Below are 17,255 nucleotides of genomic sequence, written 5' to 3'. Positions count from 1 at the left end.
TTAGTGTCCAACGAGGGGTGCTACACTATATGTTGTGGTCGCCTAACCGCTGATACTCGTCGGCCACGCCATGCGGATTCGTCCGTCCAAGCGTTGCGACCCCCTCAATAAGATCCAAATTTCGTACCTGACATGACGTCGTCATGTCGCTATCTACGCGCTTTTCGCACAGGAGCTTCCATGCAGACTACGATCGCCTCTGTGACCCGGCCTTCGGCCGTGCCGCCCTCTCAAACCGATTCCCCGGCCGACGCCAACGGCGGGCAATGGGCCAGCTACAACATCATCCGCCGCAATGGCTCGGTGGTCGGGTTCGAACCCGGCAAGATCGCCATCGCCATGACCAAGGCCTTCCTGGCCGTCAACGGTGGCCAGGGCGCAGCCTCGGCCCGCGTGCGCGAGCTGGTTGAACAACTGACGACCCAGGCCGTCAACGCGCTGGTGCGCAACCGCCCGGGCGGCGGCACCTTCCACATCGAAGACATCCAGGACCAGGTCGAACTGGCGCTGATGCGTTCGGGCCAGCATGACGTCGCCCGCGCCTATGTGCTCTATCGCGAAAAGCGCACCCAGGAACGCGCCGCCGCCGCGGCCGCCGAAGGCCAGCAGAAAGCCGACGCCGTGCCCCAGGAAAACGTGCTGCATGTCACGGACGCGGGTGTCCGCCGTCCGCTGGACATCGCCGAACTGCGCGCCACCATCGTCGCCGCCGGTGAAGGCCTGGCCGAATTCATCGACTCCGAAGCCATCCTGAAGGAAACGGTCAAGAACCTGTACGACGGCATCCCCGTCGACGAAGTGTTCAAGTCCGCCATCCTGTCGGCGCGCGCGCTGGTCGAGAAGGACCCGGCCTACAGCCAGGTCACCGCCCGCCTGCTGCTGCACACGATCCGCAAGGAAGTGCTGGGCGAGGAAGTCTCGCAGGACGGCATGGCCGCCCGCTACGCCGAATACTTCCCCACCTTCATCGCCCGCGGCATCGAAGGCGGCCTGCTGTCGCCCGACCTGGCCAGCTATGACCTGACCAAGCTGGGCAAGGCCCTGAACGCCAAGCGCGACCTGCAGTTCGGCTACCTCGGCCTGCAGACCCTGTACGACCGCTACTTCCTGCACATCCGCGGCACCCGCATCGAACTGCCGCAGGTGTTCTTCATGCGCGTGGCCATGGGCCTGGCGCTGCGCGAGACCGATCGCGAAGCCCGCGCCATCGAGTTCTACGAGATCCTGTCGTCATTCGACTTCATGAGCTCGACCCCGACGCTGTTCAACTCGGGCACTCTGCACTCGCAACTGTCGTCGTGCTACCTGACCACCGTCTCCGACGACCTGGAAGGCATCTACGACGCCATCAAGGAAAACGCCCTGCTGGCCAAGTACGCCGGCGGCCTGGGCAACGACTGGACCCCGGTGCGCGCGCTGCGCAGCCACATCAAGGGCACCAACGGCGAAAGCCAGGGCGTGGTCCCGTTCCTGAAGGTCGTCAACGACACCGCCGTGGCGGTGAACCAGGGCGGCAAGCGCAAGGGCGCGGTCTGCACCTACCTGGAATCGTGGCACCTGGACATCGAGGAATTCCTCGAACTGCGCAAGAACACCGGCGACGAGCGCCGTCGCACCCACGACATGAACACGGCGAACTGGATTCCCGACCTGTTCATGAAGCGCGTCATGGAAGGCGGCGAATGGACCCTGTTCTCGCCGTCCGACTGCCCCGACCTGCACGACAAGTACGGCAAGGCCTTCGAAGAAGCCTACGTCGGCTATGAAGCGCGCGTTGCCAGCGGCGACCTGAAGCTGTTCAAGAAGATGCCGGCGCTGACCCTGTGGCGCAAGATGCTGTCGATGCTGTTCGAAACCGGCCACCCGTGGATCACGTTCAAGGATCCGTGCAACATCCGTTCGCCGCAGCAGCACGTCGGTGTGGTCCACAGCTCGAACCTGTGCACCGAGATCACGCTGAACACCAACGAATCCGAAATCGCGGTTTGCAACCTGGGTTCGGTGAACCTGGTCGCGCACATGAAGCCGGCCGCTGGCGGCGGTTTCGAACTCGACCACGAGAAGATCAAGCGCACCGTCAGCATCGCCATGCGCATGCTCGACAACGTCATCGACATCAACTATTACGCCGTCGACAAGGCCCGCAACTCCAACGCGCGCCATCGTCCGGTGGGCATGGGCATCATGGGTTTCCAGGACTGCCTGCAGATGATGCGCGTGCCGTACGCATCGCAAGCCGCCGTCGAATTCGCCGATCGTTCGATGGAAGCGGTGTGCTATCACGCCTACTGGGCCTCGAGCCTGCTGGCCGAAGAACGTGGCCGCTATCAATCGTACGAAGGCTCGCTGTGGTCGCGTGGCATCCTGCCGCAAGACACGTTGAAGATGCTGCGTGACGAACGCGGCGGTCATGTCGAGGTCGATGAATCGAGCACGCTCGATTGGGATGCGTTGCGCGCGCGCATCAAACAACATGGCATGCGCAACTCCAATTGCATCGCAATCGCCCCAACCGCGACTATTTCCAATATCATTGGTGTATCTGCGTGCATCGAACCCACTTTCCAGAACTTGTACGTCAAATCGAATCTCTCCGGCGAGTTCACGGTCGTTAACGATTACCTCGTGCGTGACCTGAAGAAACTCGGTCTCTGGGACGAAGTCATGGTCGCCGACCTCAAGTACTTCGACGGCAGCCTGTCCCGCATCGATCGCGTACCTTCCGAACTCCGCGAACTCTACGCCACCGCGTTCGAAGTCGAACCGAGCTGGCTGGTGGAATGCGCCTCGCGTCGCCAGAAGTGGATCGACCAAGCCCAGTCGCTGAACATCTACATGGCCGGCGCTTCCGGCAAGAAGCTGGACGACACCTACAAGCTGGCCTGGAAGCGTGGCCTGAAGACGACCTATTACCTGCGTACCCTTGGCGCCACCAGCGCCGAGAAGTCGACGGGACGCGGCGGCGAACTGAACGCCGTCAGCGCCGGTGGCCAGTCCACCGCGGCTCCCGTGTCCGCTGCACCTGTTTTGCCGGAACCCGAAGTTCTCGGGGCGGTTTGCACCATGCGGCCGGGCGACCCCGGCTTCGAAGAGTGCGAAGCCTGCCAATAACCGCCTCCGGAGAATGAATCATGATTAATTGGGAAGACGACACCCTCGCCACGCAACCTGCACAAGCCCCCGCGCCCGCGGCGGGCGGGCAGGCTGCGCCCGAAGTCCGGGCGGCGACCGGCGTGTTCGGCGACACCGCCATGCCGACCCCGGCCGCGCCGCAGCATGCGGCCGGCCTGGCGGCCAGCGGCAGCGCCACCTCGCAACGCGTGAAGGTCGCCGACAAGCGCATCATCAACGGCCAGACCGACGTCAACCAGTTGGTGCCGTTCAAGTACAAGTGGGCATGGGAGAAATACCTGGCCACGTGCGCGAACCACTGGATGCCGCAAGAAATCAACATGTCGCGCGACATCGCCCTCTGGAAGAACCCGAACGGGCTCACCGAGGACGAACGCCGCATCGTCAAGCGCAACCTGGGTTTCTTCGTCACGGCCGACTCGCTGGCCGCGAACAACATCGTGCTGGGCACCTACCGCCACATCACGGCGCCCGAATGCCGCCAGTTCCTGCTGCGCCAGGCATTCGAGGAAGCCATCCACACGCACGCCTATCAATACATCGTCGAAAGCCTGGACCTGGACGAAGCGGAGATCTTCAACGCTTACAACGAAGTGCCGTCCATCCGCGCCAAGGACGAGTTCCTGATTCCGTTCATCGACGCGATCGCGGACCCCAACTTCAAGACGGGCACGCCCGAAGCCGACCAGACGCTGCTGAAGTCGCTGATCGTCTTCGCTTGCCTGATGGAAGGCCTGTTCTTCTACGTTGGCTTCACGCAGATCCTGGCGCTGGGTCGCCAGAACAAGATGACCGGCGCGGCCGAGCAGTACATGTACATCCTGCGCGATGAATCCATGCACTGCAATTTCGGCATCGACCTGATCAACACCGTCAAACTGGAAAATCCGCATCTGTGGACGCCGGAATTCCGCGAAGAAATTCGAGAACTCTTCCGCAAAGCGGTCGAACTCGAATACGCTTACGCCGAAGACACGATGCCGCGTGGCGTGTTGGGCTTGAACGCTCCCATGTTCAAATCCTACCTGCGCTTCATCGCCAACCGTCGTTGCCAGCAAATCGGTATCGAACCGCTGTACCCGCAGGAAGAAAATCCCTTCCCGTGGATGGCGGAAATGATCGATCTTAAGAAGGAACGCAACTTTTTTGAAACTCGCGTGATCGAATACCAAACCGGTGGCACGCTGAGCTGGGAGTAACGCAGTTCGCCTTCGGGCCCGGCGCGGGCACGCTCTTGCAAGAGCGTTGCGTTCGCGCCAGGCCTTGAGGGCGATCTCCCAGGTCAGGGTGTTTTCGAACACGTAGAACAAGCGGTAGGCGGTCTGTGATCAGACTGCCCACCGGCGCCATTTGAAATGGCTCGCGCCAAAGGAGCGGGGGCCATATCAAATGGCTGTGCCGAATTCATTAGCGCAAACCGTAGTAGCTGTTGCTCGCACAGAACAGCGGCATGCGCCGATGAATAGCCCGGGCACGGTTCGCCTTGTTGGCGGATCGGGGCACGGGTTTAAGTTCTGGGACCCCTGAACCTAAGGAGCATGACCATGGCAACAGCCAAGAAAGCCGTAAAGAAAGCGGTGAAGAAGCCCGCCGCCAAGAAGGCAGTAGCGAAGAAGGCCGCCCCGGCCAAGAAAGCTGCCGTCAAGAAGGTAGCCGTCAAGAAGGTCGCCGCCAAGAAGCCGGCGGTGAAGAAGGTTGCCGCCAAGAAGCCGGCCGCCAAGAAGGTCGCGAAGAAAGCGGTAGCCAAGAAGGCCGTCGCCAAGAAAGTCGCGGCCAAGAAGCCGGTAGCCAAGAAGGCAGCGGCCAAGAAGGTCGTCGCCAAGAAGGCGGTTGCCAAGAAGGCCGTCGCCAAGAAAGCGGTTGCCAAGAAGGCCCCCGCCAAGAAAGCGGTAGCCAAGAAGGCCGTCGCCAAGAAGGCGGTTGCCAAGAAGGCGGTTGCCAAGAAGGCCCCCGCCAAGAAGGCGGTTGCCAAGAAAGTCGTAGCCAAGAAGGCTCCGGCTGCCAAGAAGCCTGCTGCCAAGCCTGCCGCGAAGCCCGCCGCTGCCAAGAAGCCCGCTGCGAAGAAAGCCGCTCCGAAGAAGCCCGCCACGCCGCCGTCCACGGCCGCTGCCCCGGGCGCGAAGACCGCGCTGAACCCCGCCGCGTCGTGGCCGTTCCCGACGGGTGGCCGTCCGTAATCGGACCGGTCACAACGGTAGCAGTACCTCAAACCGCCTGGCTTCGGCCAGGCGGTTTTTATTCGCCCCCACCCCAAGAAAGAAAACGTATTCGCACGGCTCGGGCGCCACCGTTGCCGCATTGCCGTGAGACAATAAAAGCCGTCATCATTAGGTAGATCGCGCCCATGCTCGGTGAAATTCTTCGCTTCCTGCTCGAAATCGCGTTCACGCTGTTCGGCGCCGCGCTCATCGCCCGCGCCTGGATGCATGCGATTCGGCTGCATCCCTTCAATCCGCTGGCGCGCGTCATCTACCAGGCCACCAACTGGCTGGTGCTGCCGCTGCGCAAGATCATTCCGGCGGGCAACAAGATCGACTGGACCAGCCTGGTGGCCACCTGGCTGGCCGCGCTGGTGTACCTGGTGCTGATCTGGCTGGTCGCCATCGGCGCCCTGATTCCCGCGGTGCTGCTGCCCTCGGCCATGCTGTCGGCGCTGCTGATGGCGCTCAAGTGGGCGCTGAACCTGGTGGTGTGGCTGACCCTGATCCAGGCGGTGCTGTCGTGGGTCAACCCGATGGCGCCCATGATGCCGATGCTGCAGGCGCTGACCGCTCCGATGCTGGATCCCATCCGGCGGCTGCTGCCGCGCACCTCGATCGACTTCTCGCCGCTGGTGCTGCTGATCGTGGCGCAGGTCCTGCTGATGGTGCTGGCGCGGCTGAGCTACAGCATGATGGGCGTGTGAAACGACAACGGCCCGGCGAACTGACCGGGCCGTCCCTGGCGCACGCCGCGCGGCGGCGCCTTACGCCGGAATCGCGGCGTAGATATCGATCAGCTTTTTGCGATCGATCTTGTGATTGTTCGACATCGGCAGCGCCGCGCACGCCACCAGCTCGGACGGCACCATATAGGGCGGCAGGCGCTGCCCCAGCTTGTCCTTCCACCCTGTCAATGCGTCCTGCGCCAGCAGGCTGGCTTCGGCCTGCTCGGCGGCCACGCCGGCAACGAAGCCGATCAGGCGCACCGCGGTGCCGTCCGGCCGCCGCAGCACCGCGCAAGCGCCGCCTTCCACGCCCGGCAGGCCATGCAGGGCCTCGTCGATCTCGGCCAGTTCGATGCGATAGCCGTTCAGCTTGATCTGGTCGTCCATGCGGCCGCGGCAGAACAGCAGGCCGTCCGCGTCCAGTTGCCCCAGGTCGCCCGTGCGGAAACCACGGCGACCGCCCTCGGCCACGAACAGCTTGACCTCGTTCAGGTCCTGGCGGTTCAGGTAACCGCGCATGACGTGGTCGCCGATGATGCAGATCTCGCCATCCTCGATGCGCAGTTCGCAATCGGGCTTGGCATGGCCGACGGGCAGCGGATCATGCGCCGCCAGCACCGCGTCGGTGATGGCGATCCAGGTGGTGGCCACGGTGGCCTCGGTCGGCCCGTAGGTGTTCAGGATCACGGCGTCCGGAAAACGCTGGCGCAGCTTCTTCGCGAGCGCCGCCGGCAACGGTTCGCCGCAGAACAGGAAGGTACCCAGCGTCGGCAGCGTGACCGGCGAGAAATCGCGGTTGGCCAGTTGCTGGTGGGCGAAGGACGGGGTCGAGACCCAGGTTGTCACGCCTTGCTGCGCCAGCCGGCTCATCCAGGTCGCGGCCGCGCCAATCTGCTCGCGCGAATTCAGCACGCAGGTGCCGCCGGCGGCCAACGTGGCGAACACCTCGTACATCGACAGGTCGAAGCTGAACGGCGCCTGGTTCATGAACACCGGCGCATCGCCCAGGCCGAAGCTGCCCAGCATCCAGTCGCCCAGCAGGCCCACGCTCTCGCGGCCGATCTGCACGCCCTTAGGGTCGCCGGTGCTGCCGGACGTGAACATGACGTAGGCCAGGCCGCGCTCGGCCAGCTCGGCGCCCTCTCCCGGCTCGAAGCCGCGCGCGGCCGCATCGTACACGGCCGCGGCGCGCACGATCTCGACAATGCGGCGCAGGCGCTCCGGCGGATAGATGGTGTCGACGGGCACAAACGGCGCGCCGATCAGCAGCGCGCCCACCATGGCAACGAAGAACGAGGCTTCCTTGTGGCCGTAGATGGCCACCGGCACATCCGGCGCCGCGCCATGCGCGCGCGCCTCGTCGGCCCAGGCCGTAGCTTCGTCGCGCAATTGCGCCCAGGTCAGGCTGCGGTCGGCGCCGACCACCGCGAGCGCGTCGGGCGCGCGCGCGGAGTCAACGAACTGGAAGGTCTTCAGGTCGAAACGCATGCCGAAACTCCGGGCATCAGATGGGGCTGCGACCGCTGAACACGTAGAGCGCCAGGGCAGCCAGGATCAGGGTGAGCACGCGTCCGAGGAAACGCATGACGGGCCGCGCCAGCGCGGCCTGCAGGGCCGGACGGGTACGCGCCGCGTTGATCAGCAGGTTGTGGCCCACCGAGTACGCGCCGAACATCAGGCCGCTGACGATGTAGTGCAGCGACAGGCCGTTCCATACGCCCATCGCCAGCAGCGTGGCAAAGATACCGATGTTCTGCGCCGCCATCCGGTGGCGCGAAAAGAACGAGGTCTTGCTCAGCGCCTTGTAGATCGGCATGAACACCACGTCGCGCAGCCACTCGGACAGGCTGATGTGCCAACGGCGCCAGAAGTCCTGCGGGTTGAGCGTCGCCAGCGGGTTGCGGAAGTTGATCGGCAGGGTGAAGCCGAACAGCATGCCGATACCGATGGCCATGGTGGAATAGCCGGCAAAATCGAAGAACAGGTAGGCGCTGTAGAGCGAGGCGTTCAGCGCCACGCCGGTGAACGAGTAGTCGTGCGCGTCCAGGGTCGACAGGCCGTAGCGCCAGATCAGTTCGGCCAGGCCGAACTTCTGGATCACGCCCAGCATGATCAATTCCAGGCCCGCCAGCCAGGTGTTCAGGTTCACGCCTTCGTAGCCGCGCTTGAGGTCGGCCTGGAAGGAGCGCCAGCGGTACATCGGACCGGCCAGCAGCGTCAGCGGGAAGAACAGGTAGATGAAGTAGTCCAGCGGCGACACGCGCTCGTTGCGCGGCGCGAACAGCAGCACGTCGATGGCGCGGAAGGTGGCGAACGACAGGCCCAGCATCGCGCCCAGGTGCGAGACGCCGGTCTTGACCAGCAGCAGCGGCGTCATGGTGATGATGACAGCCAGCCAGGTCGGGATGTAGTTGCGCCGCATGGCCCACAGCGCGCTGCCCGAAATGGCCAGCAGCGCGATCGGCTGGTAGGGACGCGCCCAGAACACCGCCATCCATACGCCCAGGCAGATCACGCCGATGACGTGCCGATAGCCGATGCGCAGCGGCATGCCGAACGAACGATACGCCAACAGACCCAGCCCGCCGAACAGGGCGCCGCCGAAGAAGCTCAAGCTTGCGAACAATTCCATGCTGCGGTCAGAACTGTTGATATTGGAATTCGACCTTGATAGGTCCACCGCTACCCGTGGTGGGCTGCGCCTGCAGCACGAACACCAGGATCACCCCGACATACAGGCAGAGATGCCAGAAGAAGCGGCGCCCCCAGGCCTTGGCCGCCTTGCGGGCGTCCGGCCCCTGGGCGGCGCCGTCCGGCGTCGCATCGGTTTTCTGTTGGGGGGTCATCGGGAAAAGTACTCCGCTATGCCTTGGTCCGCCATCGCCCAACCGAGCTCGGCCAGATGCATGTCATCACGCACCATGCCCGGTTCGAAGGGAATGCTGTACATATCGAGGCAACCCATCTGGTAGCGTTGGCACATGCCGGTGATGGCGGCCACCACCGGGTCGAAACGCTCGACGTCCAGGATGAGTTTGGGATTGAACGGCTGGATCACGAAGTACGCCTTGACCTTGCGCCGTTGCAGCAAGGCCATGACACGCGACAGGTCGCCCAGCTCGGTGCGGGTGAGCGGATCGACGTTGGCGAACTCGTTGCGCGCCGGCGAATACAGCGGCGCCAGGTACTGCTTGTAGTAATCGTCGCGCACGTCGTAGGGATTGTTGCCGCCCAGTTGGTGCTCGACTTCGCGCGCCTCGTGCGTCAGGCGCGACCATTGGCCGGCATTGAGCCTGGCCGACGAGGGCCACGATACGAAACGATGCGCGGGCACCGACAGCTTGCTGCGCGGACGGTCGGGCGCCGGCTCCTTGCGCGCGTTCCACCACAGCGACAGCTTGTCCTTGAGCTCGGCGACCTGGCCATTGGCGATCAACCACAAGAGCCCCCAATTGGCGTTGTCGCTGATCCAGGTCTGCATTTGTTCGCGCGTGCTGGGCTTGTCCCAGAGGCGATCCCAGACCGGTCCGGTGACGTGTTCGGCGAACGCGCTGCGCGGCAACTGGCCGCCCGAGGCGAACCAGGCCGGCGACACCATGATCACGAGCCGCGTGTTCGGCGTCAGCGAATCGGCCACCGACTCCAGCACGCTGACGATGCCATACGACTGGAACATGGCGTGGCCGTAGGCCAGCGTCGGCACCTTCAGTTCTTCGGGGAAGAAACGGTAAGGCACAAAGCGCAGGTCATGGCTGGACAACTCGGACGAGCCGAGCACCACCAGCGTGCCGTCGCTGAGCGCGTTGCCCAGGCGGGTCAGGTTGACGTGCTGCGTGCCCCAATCCGGCCCCAGATTGGGCAGGTAGTTGCTCTTGGACGCCGCCACCGTCGAAACCGGATGGACGATGTTGGACAAGACGTCATCCGCGCCACAGAAAGCCCCATACGCCAGCGCCACCGCCGTGGTGGCCGCTGCGACGTGGGACAACAGGCGGGTATTGCTAAATATTGGCAGCGACATAGCCGGCGAGCGTGCGGACCGACTGCAGATGCTCCGCGATCTCGGGAGCCGGGATGCTGCAGCCGTACTCCGCCTCGACCGCCAGCGTGATATCCACGGCGGCGAGCGAGTCGACCAGGCCAGTGGCAATCAGTTGCGTATCGGGAGTGACTTTCTTCATGACGATCGACTCGACGATGGAGCCGATCTTGGTGTGGAGTTCTTGCTCGGTATGCATAGAGAGTGCGGCGTTACATTGCCTCGTCGGCAAAATATTCCCCGCCCCGAGATACAGGACGGCGAGTATACAAAAAATCGCTGAAAATCGACTGACATTTACAGCATCCTGGAGGGTCGCGCCGATGCACTTGGTTACATCAAAATCAGGCGGCGAGATCGCTCACGGATGCAATCATGGCATTACAAGCGTCGAATCGCCATGAAACTTACAGACCAAATCGCTATAAAAAGCGCGTAAACGTAACGCTTGCGGGTAAACACCGGGTGCTGCGTTGCAGCGGAACGACAGATTTCCGCGCGCCACCCGTCCCCTACCTCGTTGACCGCGCCGCAACGACCGCCCAAAACGGAAAAGCCCGCTTTCGCGGGCTTTTCTTCTGGCTGGGGACCCAACCTTTTACATCGGCGTGACGCGCGTGGGGCCGGCGCCGCTGATGACCTGCACCCGCTGGCCGACGCTGATCGGCACGTCGGCTTCCTGGGCCACGACTCGGGTTTCGCCGTTATCCAGACGAACCGTGATTTCGTAGCCGGAATTCTTGCCGACCTGGTTTTCCACCGCATTGCCCGCCAGGGCGCCCAGGATGGCGCCGCCAACGGTAGCGATGGTGCGGCCCGTGCCGCCGCCGACGGCGTTACCCGCCACGCCGCCCAGCGCGCCGCCAGCCAGCATGCCGACGCCGCTGGATTTGTCGTTCTGGATGACGATCGGGCGCACGCCCGTTACGGTGCCCGTGCGAACGATCTGCTCGCGCTGGGCTTGATCATAGCTATACACACCGCTGGACGCGCTGCGATTGGCGCAACCGCCCAGGACAGCCATCGAGGTCACGACGGCAGCCACGGCCAACCACCGGCCAGTACGCGGCGTCAACAAGGAAAAGGTTTTGCTTTGGTTCATTTGGACTCCTCGATCGGGCACTGCCGACGATCCGATCATACCCTGCCCAGACAGGACGGCAGCCTAACGTGCAACACACTGAAACTCACCGCCACGGGCGGAAAACGGATTTGCAAACCGGCCGCGGCATTCTCACGCCGCGGCCGGTCTCTCGTCTGCAATTCGACCATCCCGGCCGCTTCAGGTTCCCGCAGCGGCCCCGGGCGGGCGACGGGGAGTTCAGGCCGGCAGATGGATGCCGTAGGTGGCGTGCAGCAGAGCGTCGATCTCGGCCCGCGTGGGCGCGTGGTTCTGCGGACCGCGCGAGGCGATCTTGATGGCGCCCATGACGTTGCCCAGCCGGCAACTGTCTTCCCAGCTCCAACCGCTGGTCAGGCCGTAGAGCAGGCCGCCGCGCTGCGCGTCGCCGCAACCGGTGGGGTCGACCACCTGGGCCGCGCGCACCGGGGAGATCTGGATGGTCTTGCCGTCGGTCAGCAGCGTGGCGCCCTCGGCGCCGCGGGTCACCACCACCGCCTGCAGCTTGGCGGCGATGTCGGCCATGCTGCGGCCGGTGCGTTGCTCGACCACGCCGGCCTCGTAATCGTTCACCGTCAGGGCCTGCGCCAGGTCGAGCATGCGCTCCAGGTCGGCGCCGTCGAACAGCGGCATGGCCTGGCCCAAGTCGAAGATGAACGGGATGCCCTGCTTATGCAGGCGCTCGGCGTGGGCGAACATGCCTTCCTTGGCGTCCGGGGCGACGATGCCCCAGGCGGCCTTGGCGCCGCTCAGGTCGTTGCTGGCGGAGAAGGACATGGCGCCGGGGTGGAACGCGGTGATCTGGTTGTCGTCCAGGTCGGTGGTGATGAAGCACTGCGCGGTGAAGGTGCCGGGCACGACCTTGACGCGGCTGGTGTCGATGCCGAGGCCGTCCAGGCGCTCGAGGTATTCACCGGCGTCTTCGCCCACGGTGGCCACCGGCACGGGCTTGCCGCCCAGCAGGTTCATGTTGTAGGCGATGTTGCCGGAGCAGCCGCCGTATTCCTTGCGCATGCTGGGAACCAGGAACGACACGCTCAGGGACTGGATGCGGTCGGCCAGGATGTGTTCCTTGAAGCGGCCTTCAAACACCGCGATGGTGTCGAACGCCATCGAGCCGCAGACCAGAACAGGGGTTGCCATGAATGTCATCCTTCAGGGAAAGAACTTGTCGAGTTGGTAGCCGTTGACTTGAACGCCGGTCACTTCAATCGGCACGGAAATCTTCAGTTCGCCCGCCGGTCCGAAGGGACCGCGCAACTGCTCGGGCGTCAGGTAATTCTCGGGCATCAGCACCCGGCGCACCACCACGGTGTCCGATAAATCAGTCAGGTCCAGCACCAGCGCGGGCCAGTGCTGCGGCTTGTCGTAGCGGTTGCGCAGAACCAGGTTCAACACCAGGCGGGTGCGGCCGTCGTCGATGGCGGCGGCGCCCGTGGGAGGCTGCAGCGACGACGAGGAAATGGCAATCCGCTCGAGGCGGCGCGCGTAGCCGACCGTGCATCCGAGCGGCTTGCAGACGGTCTCGAGCGCCGGCCGCAGGACGGGCACGGAGTTGGCGATATCGATGCGGTACACGTACAGCAGTTGCAGCCCCAGCGCGATCAGGCCGAGCAGGCAGGCATAGCCCCACAGCTTGCGCAGCAGGCCGCGGCGCTCCTGGCGGTCCTGGTCGAGGAATTCGGGCGGCGCGCGGCCGACGTCGGTGGCGCTGGAGTAGCGGGTGCGCGTGTCGCCGAGGATCGGTTCCGGCGAGTCCTCGCCGCGCCCGTCATCGACGTCGTCGTGGTCTCTGTCGAAATCGTCGTCGCGATCCCCGTCGCGGCCATCCTCGTCATCGTCATGGCGCGAATCGGTAGCCTCGTCACGCACCACGAAGACCGGCTCGGCCGGCCGGGCAGCGTGCGGCGCATCCCAACGCGCGCTGTCGCGCACCGCCACGATGGGCTCGTCGCGCGGCGCGGCGGGTTCCTGCCAGCGCGGCTGCCGGGCCAGGCCCGGCTCATCGTCGTAGCGATCGAGGTCTTCGTTCTCGTCTTCGTCGTCATCGCCCTCTTGCGCCAGCGCGGCATCGGGTTCGATGCGGCGGCGGATATCGTCGCGGCCTCGCAGCACCGCGGGCGGTACTGCGGGCGGCACAGCGGGCGGCGGCGTGACGGGCCGGATCGCCGTTTCGCGCGGCGTCGCCAGGAAAGGTTCGTCAGGCAGGTCGTCCCAGGGGGCAACGGGGGGTTGCTCGGCGGACGGCCGCCGCACCAGAGGCGGGGGTTCATCGGCCGGTTGGGCGGGTGGCGCCAGGACCGGCGCGGCGCTCACCGGCAAGACAATGGGCGCGGCGGGCGGGATCGCGGCGGGCGGCGGAACCGCAGCCGGTACGGCCGATGCCGGCATGCCCGATGCCGGTACGCCCGATGCCGGTATGCCCGCCTCAGGCAGCAGGCAGGCGCGGCCGTCGAACACGGTGGCGCAGGCGCCGCAACGCACCAGGCCGTTGCGGACCCGGAGTTGGTCGGGCACCACCTTGAATGACGTGCCGCATTGCGGGCAGCGGGTGGTCAGGGCCATGGCGCGATCCGGCGGAAACGGACTCAGGCCTTCTGGCCGTGCAGGCAGACCCAGCCGTCGCGGGCGCGCCAGACCGACATGGCGATCCAGGGCGCGTACGCGGCGGCGACTTCCTCGGCCTGCCGTTCCAGCACGCCGGACAGCACCAGGTGACCGCCCGCGGCGACGCGCCCGGCCAGCATGGGCGCCAGCACCTTGAGCGGGTTGGACAGGATGTTGGCCACCACCACTTCGAACGTGCCGTCGGCCAGGCCGTCGGGCAACATGGCCTGCAGTTCGACGTGGTTGACCTCGGCGTTGAAGACCGTGCTCTGCACCGCCTGGGCGTCGATGTCGACGGCCTGGGTCGGGCCGGCGCCCAGCTTGCGCGCGGCGATGGCAAGGATGCCCGAGCCGCAGCCGTAGTCCAGCAGCGTCGCGCCCTTGGGCAGCTCGGCTTCGAGCCACGCCAGGCACAGGTGCGTGGTCGGATGGCTGCCGGTGCCGAAGGCCAGGCCCGGATCGAGTTCGATATGGATGGCGCCATCCTCGGCCGCGGCCGCTTCCAGGCCCGGCACGTCCGGGCTGTCGCGGTGCCAACTGGGCACGATCCAGAGACGTTCGGCGATGTGGATGGGGCCGAACTGCGATTGCGTCAGGCGCACCCAGTCGGCGTCCGGCACGTCGCGCAGGCTCCAGCCGGCGAACAGCGCCGGGTCGAGCTCGCCCGCGGCGGCGGCTTCTTCCATGATCTGCGCGGGGTCGGCTCCGTCCGGCAGCAAGGCCACGACGCGATTGCGCTCCCAGGCCTGCACGTCGGGCTCGGTGCCCGGCTCGCCGAACAGCGGACGCTCGTCGTCGGTGCCCAGGTCGGCGTCCTCGACGGACACCGACAGCACGCCCGCTTCCAGCAGGGCGTCGGACAGGGCCTCGGCTTGCGCCTCCTGGCAATGGAGCACGAGTTCACGCATGATGATTCTTCCATCTGGCCAACGGGCCGCGGCATGCGCCGCGGCCCGGTCAGCCCGGTTAAGGCAGTAAAAAAGGGGCCACGGGCCCCTATTGTGCTGGTCAGGGGCGCTGGGCCAGCTTGTTTTCCAGATAGTGGATGCTGGTGCCGCCTTCGATGAAGCGGGCGTCCTGCAGCAGTTCACGGTGCAGCGGGATGTTGGTGGAAATGCCTTCCACCACCATTTCCGACAGCGCGGTGCGCATGCGTGCCAGGGCCTGGTCGCGCGTGTCGCCGTAGGTGATGACCTTGGCGATCATCGAATCATAGTTCGGCGGCACGAAATAGCCGTTGAACGCGTGCGAATCGATACGCACGCCCGGGCCGCCCGGCGTGTGCCAGTTGGTGATGCGGCCAGGGCTGGGCACGAAGCGGAACGGATCCTCGGCGTTGATGCGGCACTCGATCGCGTGGCCCTTGAAGGTGATGTCGCGCTGGCGCAGCGTGAACTTCTCGCCGGCGGCGATCAGGATCTGCTGCTGCACCAGGTCGACGCCGGTGATCAGCTCGGTGACCGGGTGTTCGACCTGGATGCGGGTGTTCATTTCGATGAAATAGAACTCGCCGTTCTCATACAGGAATTCGAACGTGCCGGCGCCGCGGTAGCCCATCTTGCGGCAGGCGTCGGCGCAGCGGTCGCCGATGCGCTCGATCAGGCGGCGCGCGATGCCGGGGGCCGGCGCTTCCTCGATGACCTTCTGGTGGCGGCGCTGCATGGAGCAATCGCGCTCGCCCAGCCACACGGCGTTGCGACCGCCGTCGGCCAGCACCTGGATTTCCACATGGCGCGGGTTCTCGAGGAACTTCTCCATATAGACTTCCGGGTTGTTGAACGCGGCGCCCGCTTCCGAACGCGTCATGGTGACGGCGTTCAGCAGCGCGGCCTCGGTGTACACCACTCGCATGCCGCGGCCACCGCCGCCGCCCGCGGCCTTGATGATGACCGGATAGCCGACTTCGCGGGCAACGCGGATGATTTCCTGCGGATCGTCGGGCAACGCGCCTTCGGAACCCGGCACCACCGGCACGCCGGCTTCGATCATGGCGCGCTTGGCGCTGACCTTGTCGCCCATCAGGCGAATGGTGTCGGGGCGCGGACCGATGAACACGAAGCCGCTCTTTTCGACGCGATCGGCGAAGTCGGCATTTTCGGACAAGAACCCGTAACCCGGGTGGATTGCCTCGGAATCCGTGACTTCGGCCGCCGAAATGATGGCCGGCATGTTGAGGTAGCTTTCACGCGACGGCGCAGGCCCGATGCACACGGATTCATCGGCCAGGCGCACGTACTTGGCTTCGCGGTCCGCTTCGGAGTGCACCACCACGGTCTTGATGCCCAGCTCGCGGCAGGCGCGCTGAATGCGCAGGGCGATTTCGCCCCGGTTGGCGATCAGGATTTTTTCGAACATTTTCAGCTATCAGCCAATGACGAACAGGGGTTGACCGTACTCGACGGGCTCGCCGTTTTCGACCAGGATTTCTTTGATGACGCCGGACTTGTCGGCTTCGATTTCATTGAGCAGCTTCATGGCTTCAATGATGCACAGCGGGTCGCCTTCCTTGACCGTGGCGCCCACGTCGATGAACGGCGCGGCGCCCGGGTTCGGCGAACGGTAGAAGGTGCCGACCATCGGCGCCTTGACCACGTGGCCCTGGACCACCGGGGCGGCTTCGGCCGCGGCGGGAGCGGGAGCGGGCGCGGCGGCGGCCACGGGCGCGGCGGCGACGCCAGCTTCCGGCTGGTGGTAGGCCACCGGCTGCAGGGTCTGCGAGAACTTGACGATGCGAACCTTGCCTTCGCCTTCGGTGATTTCCAGTTCGGCGATGCCCGATTCAGCCACCAAGTCGATCAGGGTTTTGAGTTTTCGAAGGTCCATAAAAGCTGCTTCCCGAGATAGTGTCGGCAACGTCCCGATCGTCGGGTCCGCGCCATATAAGATGTAAAAGCTGAGAGTTGGTGCGAGATCAGTGCCGCACTGCGTAACGCAGCGCCGCTTCGTAGCCGTCCGCGCCCAGGCCGCTGATGAGGCCTACCGCCAAGTCGGACAGATATGAGTGATGCCTGAAGGGCTCTCGCTTATACAGGTTGGACAAATGTACTTCAATAAATGGGATCGCGACCCCGGCCAGCGCATCGCGGATCGCGACGCTGGTGTGCGTATATGCCGCCGCGTTGATGATGATGAAATCGGTGCCGTCTTGCCGGGCCGCCTGGATGCGGTCAACCAGCGCGCCTTCGTGATTGCCTTGCCACGCGGTCAGCGTGGCGCCCAATTCACCGGCCAGCCGCTCCAGGCCCTCGTTGATCTGGGGCAGCGTGAGGCTGCCGTAGATATGGGGTTCCCGGGTGCCAAGCAGGTTCAGATTCGGGCCATGCAATACCAGTATGTTTTGCGCCATGCGCTTGCCAGAGAGTGGATTGCCAATTGTTGGCAAAACAGCCGATAAACCAGCTTTTTACGCCAATTCCTACTATTTGTCCAAC

16 protein-coding genes are annotated in these 17,255 nt (G+C 64.9%); 4 read left to right on the top strand and 12 right to left on the bottom strand.

The window, feature by feature from the left end:
- The first annotated feature begins 180 nt into the window (after window positions 1-180).
- The 4 genes from HV783_RS12885 (at window position 181) to HV783_RS12870 (ending at window position 6,037) form a co-directional block, all read left to right on the top strand.
- Window positions 181-3,111: a ribonucleoside-diphosphate reductase subunit alpha gene (locus tag HV783_RS12885; RefSeq protein WP_054503425.1), complete on the top strand. Its 2,931-nt coding sequence runs from the start codon at window positions 181-183 to the stop codon at window positions 3,109-3,111.
- A 20-nt stretch (window positions 3,112-3,131) separates the two neighbouring features.
- Window positions 3,132-4,331 carry a ribonucleotide-diphosphate reductase subunit beta gene (locus HV783_RS12880; RefSeq protein WP_054416260.1) on the top strand — a complete coding sequence of 400 codons (1,200 nt, stop codon included), beginning with the start codon at window positions 3,132-3,134 and terminating at the stop codon, window positions 4,329-4,331.
- Between the two features lie 345 nt (window positions 4,332-4,676).
- Entirely contained in the window at window positions 4,677-5,309 is a 633-nt protein-coding gene (locus tag HV783_RS12875) for a histone H1-like DNA-binding protein (RefSeq protein WP_175189264.1), read from the top strand.
- 167 nt (window positions 5,310-5,476) lie between these two features.
- Window positions 5,477-6,037, top strand: coding sequence for a YggT family protein (locus HV783_RS12870; protein ID WP_054503424.1), 561 nt, complete (start codon window positions 5,477-5,479; stop codon window positions 6,035-6,037).
- 60 nt (window positions 6,038-6,097) lie between these two features.
- On the opposite strand, the gene HV783_RS12865 is transcribed toward HV783_RS12870, so the two are convergent.
- The 12 genes from HV783_RS12865 to aroQ all read right to left on the bottom strand — a co-directional run bounded on the left by HV783_RS12865 (window position 6,098) and on the right by aroQ (window position 17,170).
- Entirely contained in the window at window positions 6,098-7,546 is a 1,449-nt protein-coding gene (locus HV783_RS12865) for a D-alanine--poly(phosphoribitol) ligase (protein WP_175189263.1), read from the bottom strand.
- A 16-nt stretch (window positions 7,547-7,562) separates the two neighbouring features.
- On the bottom strand, window positions 7,563-8,690 hold the full coding sequence (locus HV783_RS12860) for an MBOAT family O-acyltransferase (RefSeq protein WP_054503422.1): 1,128 nt from the start codon (window positions 8,688-8,690) through the stop codon (window positions 7,563-7,565).
- A gap of 7 nt (window positions 8,691-8,697) precedes the next feature.
- A complete protein-coding gene (locus HV783_RS12855; protein WP_162876685.1) occupies window positions 8,698-8,904 on the bottom strand; it encodes a hypothetical protein in 207 nt (68 codons plus the stop codon).
- Window positions 8,901-10,079 (bottom strand): D-alanyl-lipoteichoic acid biosynthesis protein DltD, encoded by a 1,179-nt coding sequence (locus tag HV783_RS12850; RefSeq protein ID WP_054503420.1) that lies wholly within the window; start codon window positions 10,077-10,079, stop codon window positions 8,901-8,903. Before HV783_RS12850 ends, HV783_RS12855 begins: the two co-directional genes overlap by 4 nt.
- Window positions 10,060-10,296: an acyl carrier protein gene (locus tag HV783_RS12845; RefSeq protein ID WP_006392761.1), complete on the bottom strand. Its 237-nt coding sequence runs from the start codon at window positions 10,294-10,296 to the stop codon at window positions 10,060-10,062. The genes HV783_RS12850 and HV783_RS12845 overlap by 20 nt, the downstream gene beginning before the upstream one ends.
- Before the next feature lie 399 nt (window positions 10,297-10,695).
- Complete coding sequence (locus tag HV783_RS12840) at window positions 10,696-11,199, bottom strand: outer membrane lipoprotein (protein ID WP_054503419.1); 504 nt, start codon at window positions 11,197-11,199, stop codon at window positions 10,696-10,698.
- Window positions 11,200-11,418: 219 nt separating this feature from the next.
- Window positions 11,419-12,360: a carbohydrate kinase family protein gene (locus tag HV783_RS12835; RefSeq protein ID WP_054503418.1), complete on the bottom strand. Its 942-nt coding sequence runs from the start codon at window positions 12,358-12,360 to the stop codon at window positions 11,419-11,421.
- A gap of 12 nt (window positions 12,361-12,372) precedes the next feature.
- The gene (locus HV783_RS12830; RefSeq protein WP_175189262.1) at window positions 12,373-13,782 is read right to left on the bottom strand and encodes a DUF3426 domain-containing protein; all 1,410 of its coding nucleotides are present in this window, start codon (window positions 13,780-13,782) and stop codon (window positions 12,373-12,375) included.
- Between the two features lie 23 nt (window positions 13,783-13,805).
- Complete coding sequence (gene prmA, locus HV783_RS12825; RefSeq protein WP_049071128.1) at window positions 13,806-14,732, bottom strand: 50S ribosomal protein L11 methyltransferase; 927 nt, start codon at window positions 14,730-14,732, stop codon at window positions 13,806-13,808.
- A gap of 100 nt (window positions 14,733-14,832) precedes the next feature.
- The gene (gene accC / locus HV783_RS12820) at window positions 14,833-16,179 is read right to left on the bottom strand and encodes an acetyl-CoA carboxylase biotin carboxylase subunit (protein WP_054503416.1); all 1,347 of its coding nucleotides are present in this window, start codon (window positions 16,177-16,179) and stop codon (window positions 14,833-14,835) included.
- Window positions 16,180-16,188: 9 nt separating this feature from the next.
- Window positions 16,189-16,647, bottom strand: coding sequence for an acetyl-CoA carboxylase biotin carboxyl carrier protein (gene accB / locus HV783_RS12815; protein WP_054503415.1), 459 nt, complete (start codon window positions 16,645-16,647; stop codon window positions 16,189-16,191).
- 88 nt (window positions 16,648-16,735) lie between these two features.
- On the bottom strand, window positions 16,736-17,170 hold the full coding sequence (gene aroQ, locus HV783_RS12810; RefSeq protein ID WP_064523178.1) for a type II 3-dehydroquinate dehydratase: 435 nt from the start codon (window positions 17,168-17,170) through the stop codon (window positions 16,736-16,738).
- Between the last annotated feature and the right edge of the window lie 85 nt (window positions 17,171-17,255).

Origin of the sequence: Achromobacter dolens (genome assembly GCF_902859745.1) — a bacterium.
In the GTDB taxonomy this organism is placed as follows: domain Bacteria; phylum Pseudomonadota; class Gammaproteobacteria; order Burkholderiales; family Burkholderiaceae_B; genus Achromobacter; species Achromobacter dolens.
The sequence above is the reverse complement of the archived record's forward strand: the minus strand, read 5'-3'. Positions and strand labels throughout refer to the sequence as shown.